The sequence below is a fragment of the Nostoc sp. DedSLP03 genome, from assembly GCF_034530815.1.
Taxonomy (GTDB): Bacteria; Cyanobacteriota; Cyanobacteriia; order Cyanobacteriales; family Nostocaceae; genus Nostoc.
This window is the reverse complement of sequence record NZ_JAVRCK010000185.1, coordinates 1-5,158: the sequence shown is the minus strand read 5'-3', so window position 1 is coordinate 5,158 and position 5,158 is coordinate 1. Positions and strand designations below refer to the sequence as shown.

At 39.5% G+C, this 5,158-nt stretch carries 3 protein-coding genes; all 3 read left to right on the top strand.

The genetic code is table 11. The features are described 5' to 3' along the window. The first annotated feature begins 253 nt into the window (after window positions 1-253). From RM368_RS37825 to RM368_RS37815, 3 genes are read left to right on the top strand one after another with little or no spacing between them, the layout of a single operon-like run. The gene (locus tag RM368_RS37825; protein ID WP_322698818.1) at window positions 254-3,022 is read left to right on the top strand and encodes a DDE-type integrase/transposase/recombinase; all 2,769 of its coding nucleotides are present in this window, start codon (window positions 254-256) and stop codon (window positions 3,020-3,022) included. Continuing rightward, a complete protein-coding gene (locus RM368_RS37820) occupies window positions 3,022-4,137 on the top strand; it encodes an ATP-binding protein (protein WP_179070233.1) in 1,116 nt (371 codons plus the stop codon). The genes RM368_RS37825 and RM368_RS37820 overlap by 1 nt, the downstream gene beginning before the upstream one ends. Next, on the top strand, window positions 4,127-5,044 hold the full coding sequence (locus RM368_RS37815; protein WP_322698817.1) for a TniQ family protein: 918 nt from the start codon (window positions 4,127-4,129) through the stop codon (window positions 5,042-5,044). Before RM368_RS37820 ends, RM368_RS37815 begins: the two co-directional genes overlap by 11 nt. Window positions 5,045-5,158: the final 114 nt, after the last annotated feature.

Below are 5,158 nucleotides of genomic sequence, written 5' to 3'. Positions count from 1 at the left end.
TGTCACTGTAAGGATAAAATGAGCAACTTTGAAAGCATAAGTTGAGCAACAGATTGCTTGAAACCGTATTAACCATGTCAGAAGGAAAAAATAAATATAGGAGTTTTGAAAGCATAAGTTGAGCAAAAATATGATTTAGAAAGTATAAGTTGAGCAAACATTTTCAACACTTTGTTCATAAATATACAGCTTTGTGCTGAGATAAAGAGTAGGAGAGACAAATGATCGCAACACTCTCTCCTAACCAAAAATTATGCTTGACAAGCAAGAATTTAACAACTGGTGCCGTCAACAAGACCTCAGTCAAGCAGGGCAGGCAATCATTGAGGAGATTCGCAGCAGCAACCCATCTCGTCGAGTAACAGGGGCAAGGAAAAACGTTTGTGGTAGTTACCCTAGTCGAAAAATGGGATGTACTATTCAATTCGAGAGCCATCATAACGAATTAGCACGTATTTATGAACTAGAACATGACCCATGCGTACTCGAATATTACGACCAACCGCCAGCAATAGAATTAGTCTATCAAAGCAAAAGCGGACGAAAAAATAGACACCAGTATACACCCGATTTCTTTATAATTCGGACAGATTCAGCTTTTTGGGAGGAATGCAAAACAGAACTTGAACTTAACAAGCTGAACGAATTGAATCCAAATCGCTATTGCAAAAACTCAGATGGCAAATGGCATTGTCCCCCAGGTGAAGAATACGCTCATGGTCATGGTTTGGACTTTCATGTATGGTCAGATGCTCTAATTAATTGGAACTTCCAACAAAATCTAATTTGGCTGTTAGATTATTTCGGATACTCATCAGAAATTATAGACGAAACCGAGCAAAGTTTGATTGTAAACACAGTAAACAATCATCTAGGAATCACCCTGACAGAACTGTTACAAAATGAAGAAATAAATCCTGATGTACTTTATTGGTTAATTGCCACAGATAAACTTTACGTAGAACTTAATAAAGTTAAACTTTCGCAACCGGAAACTGTATTCGTATTTATTAACCAAGATGTTGCTTTATCTTATGAGCATCTTAACTCAATAGAATCTACAACCCAAACTAGTAATCAAATATTACTCCAAATAGCAGTAGGTACTAATATTTCTTGGGATGGAGAGTCATGGGAGATAGTAAATACCGGGACGACCACTACTGGATTATTACGTGCAGATGGCAAACTTATAGAACTACCAAATTTAGCGCTTACAGCATTGATTGATACAGGTAAAATTGTGGGAGATAAGACAACACAAACCTCAAATATTAAAGCAGCAGCGGCAGAAATTATTAAACACGCAACTTGTGAAGATATTATAGAAGCCAACCGTCGCTACAATTTAATACAACCATATTTAGGAGATGCTCTGAGAGCATATCCAAGCAGCACAATCCGTCGTTGGCGCACTCAGTACCAAAAAGCTTTACTCATTTATGGACAGGGATACCTGGGATTACTGCCTAAACATAATAATAAAGGCAATCGGACTCCAAAAATTGATTCTCAAACTCAAGAATTTATGCTCGATTTTATACTAGAGCATTATGAAACACCCAAACAACGCAGAAAATTACGGGTTTATGAATCATTTGTTTTAGCTTGCCAAACCCATGACCCCCCATTCAAACCTCCATCGAGAATCACATTTTGCCAAGCTATCAAACAGCGAAGCGGCCATCATCAAACCAGAAAACGTCTTGGTAATCGAGCGGCTATTTCCGAAGAACCATTTTATTGGGAATTAAAGCAAACTACTCCACGGCATGGCAGTCGCCCTTTTGAGATTGTTCACATTGACCATACTCAAATTGACATTGAATTAGTCAGTTCACTCGAATCTCTAACTAATTGTCATATTGCTACAAATAACTCAATTCATCACAATTTAGGTCGTCCTTGGGCAACCTTCATGGTTGATGCATATAGTCGAAGAATTTTATCAGTTTATCTGACCTTCGATGAGCCAAGCTACCGTGATTGTATGATGGTAATTCGCATATGCGTTGCTAGATTTGGACGGTTTCCGCAAAATATTGTTGTAGATAATGGAAAAGAGTTTCACAGTCATTATTTTGAACAATTATTGGCATCTTATACTTGCACGCTGAAGTATCGACCGCCAGCATATGCTCGGTTTGGTTCAATTGTTGAAAGACTATTTGGGACTGCCAACACGCAGTTTATTCATGAGTTGCAAGGTAACACCCAAATCAAACGCCTTCACCGTAAAGTCACCAAATCTGTCAGTCCAGAAAGATTAGCAATTTGGACACTAGAAGAACTGTACTCTGCTTTTTGCGAATGGGCATATTCTGTTTATGACCAACGATTGCATCCGGCATTAGGTACTAGTCCGTGCGATGCTTTTGTTACCGGATTAGCAACAGGTGGAAGTCGCTTACACCGAAGAGTAGCATATGACGAATTATTCCAGATTCTAACTCTACCAGCACCAGATCAACGAAAGCGTAAAGTTCAGCCAGGAAAGGGTGTCAAAATACACAATATTTATTACTGGGCAGATGTATTCCGCGATCCAGAAATCGAAAAATCAATGCTGTGGGTTCGTTATGACCCTTGGAATGCAGGAATTGCCTATGCACTAGCACAAGGACAGTGGGTAAAATGCATTTCTTCTTACTATCAATACTTCCAAGGACGTTCCGAAAAAGAAATTCGGCTGGCGAGTGCAGAACTTAATCAGCGCCAACGCAATTACGGACGTAAGTTAACAATAAATGATCGGGAATTAGTAGAATTTTTAAACTCAAAATTCGCTCAAGAAGGCGCTATCTTGAAACAACGCTTGCGCGATACTGAACATGACAAAGTTCATAAAATTATTCAAAATAATTTGATCCCGGAACCAAAGTTAAATTTGGCAGAATTTGCGGTAGAGGAAAATAATGATTGTCCAAGAGATGACTCGACCAATGAAGGTAAAAATTGTGAAATTATCAGCAATTTGACTGCATATAGCACGGAAACCCTTGAATATTATGGAGAGTTCTAATGGCACATGATTATAGCTTTCCTCAAGAATTACTAACTCTACCTATTGCTGACAGAATTTCTTATTTCCAGCAATATACAATGGCGCACCCCAAATTATTAATAGCAGCAGAGAAACTCAAAAATGCAATTGATGACCCAGGATTCTTTTCTTTAATCTTTTTATTTGGGCCAACAGGTGTAGGGAAAACCACCTTATTACGTCGCATCACACAAAGGTTACTAGCTTCTTTTCACAAAGAAATGGAACTAGATAAAGGTTTTATTCCTATTGCTAATATCGAAGTTGCTACCCCGGAATTTAGTAATTTTGATTGGAAAGATTTTTATCTACGTGCTTTGGGCGTTCTCCAAGACCCTTGCATTCAGTTACCTAGTTATGGTCGAATTACTAATTTGAAGTTGAAAACATCCTTAGAAGCTGCTCTTAAACATCGTCGTCTGAAAGTTTTTTGCCTTGATGAAGCACAAAATCTCAGTAAAGTTGCCAGTGGTCGAAAATTACGCGACCAGACAGACTGTATTAAGTCCCTAGCAAACCTTACTCAAGTCAAATTCGTACTGGCAGGTACTTATGACTTGTTGATACTTCGTAACTTGAGTGCCCAGTTGTGCAGGCGCAGCCTGGATATTCATTTTGAGCGATACAAAGTCGAGAATGAAGAAGATTTAAAAGCTTTCAGAGGTGTTGTTCAAACTTTTCAACGTCATTTACCTTTTGAAGAAGAGCCTGATTTACTTAAATACTGGGATTTTTGCTACGAACGCAGTTTCGGTTGTGTCGGTATTCTCAAAGATTGGTTATCTCAAGCATTGGCAACGGCGTTATTGGATGGAGCTAAAACTCTCACTCTGTCGCATTTAAAATCTTCTGCTTACTCTCATGAACAATGCATGATTATCTTCAACGAAACACGATTAGGAGAAAAGCAACTTGAGTTTACCCCAGATAGTTCGGCTTTGAGAATTGCTTTAGGTTTAGAATCTCATCATGGGTCAGCTACACATAGCACATCCCAGACAACCAATACAACCAATACTAAATCCCGTCGCTCTACTACTGGTAATACTAAACCTCAACGTCGTCCTGTTGGAGGTGGTGAAAATGTCGGTTGAAAGTTTGGCTAATTATGAGTCGTGGGACTTAACGATGAACCAACTTCCAAAACGCAGCCATCTTTATTCTCTTAAACCAATAGGTTTTGGTACACCCACAGTTGAAAGTTTTACTAGTTACTTACAGCGCTTGGCTGCTGCACATGGTGTCTCGATTGCTAGTTTAATTCGCTATAAAATTACGCCGTTATTTATTCAGAGCAACCAACCACCCGATTTCTTGAAAGCTGATGATGCTATCAAAATGCTCATCAATGCTTGGCATCGAGAGCCTGCACTTTTACAACAGCAGTCTGCTAAATTTTGGTTAGACCGAACGCAACATGTCTTAAAGGTAGTTGCCATCGTTGAGAAATTAACTGCTAGGCTTGATCTGAGTTTTCTGACTTTACTTCAATGCCACTCCTGGCAGCTTAACTTCAATCATATTTTCCATACTGAACAACGTTGGTGTTCTGGTTGCTATCAAGACTGGCGCGAAGCTGATTTACCTATCTATAACCCTTTGTTGTGGACAATAGAAGGTGTAACTGTTTGTCCAGTTCACCAACGTTACCTACAACTGCGGTGCTTGTACTGTGGTTGCTTTCAACAATTTCTCAATCTAGACTGCCATTCTCTTGGCTATTGTTGTGCGTGTAATGCATGGCTCGGTCGGTTTGTAGACAATACTTCTTTTGCTCAGGGGTCTCGGTTTGATTGGGAAAAGTGGGCTGCTCAATCTGTCGGACAGATTTTTGCCGCTATGCCAACGCTTAGTTCGACTTCTTTTTCTCAAGATACCCCGCTAGTCAAATATCGGCGAAAACCTACTCTCACTAAGTTTTTAAGGTGGTGTTACAAGCTTGGAATTAACCCTGTTGAGGGTTTGGAAAGCCTCTCAATTATACCGAGTGTACTAATTTGAACCCACACCAGAGCTACTGGACGGTGCTACTCCTTCCTTGTGTAAGCATAAGTTGAGCAACCCGCTTTGAAACCATAAAGTGAGCAACTTGCTCATCTTATGCTTTCAGTGACA

What these genes read in the sequence shown, in the direction of transcription:
- RM368_RS37825 (WP_322698818.1), top strand. Translation starts at nt 254, where the DNA reads ATGCTTGACAAGCAAGAATTTAACAACTGGTGCCGTCAACAAGACCTC.
- RM368_RS37820 (WP_179070233.1), top strand. Translation starts at nt 3,022, where the DNA reads ATGGCACATGATTATAGCTTTCCTCAAGAATTACTAACTCTACCTATT.
- RM368_RS37815 (WP_322698817.1), top strand. Translation starts at nt 4,127, where the DNA reads ATGTCGGTTGAAAGTTTGGCTAATTATGAGTCGTGGGACTTAACGATG.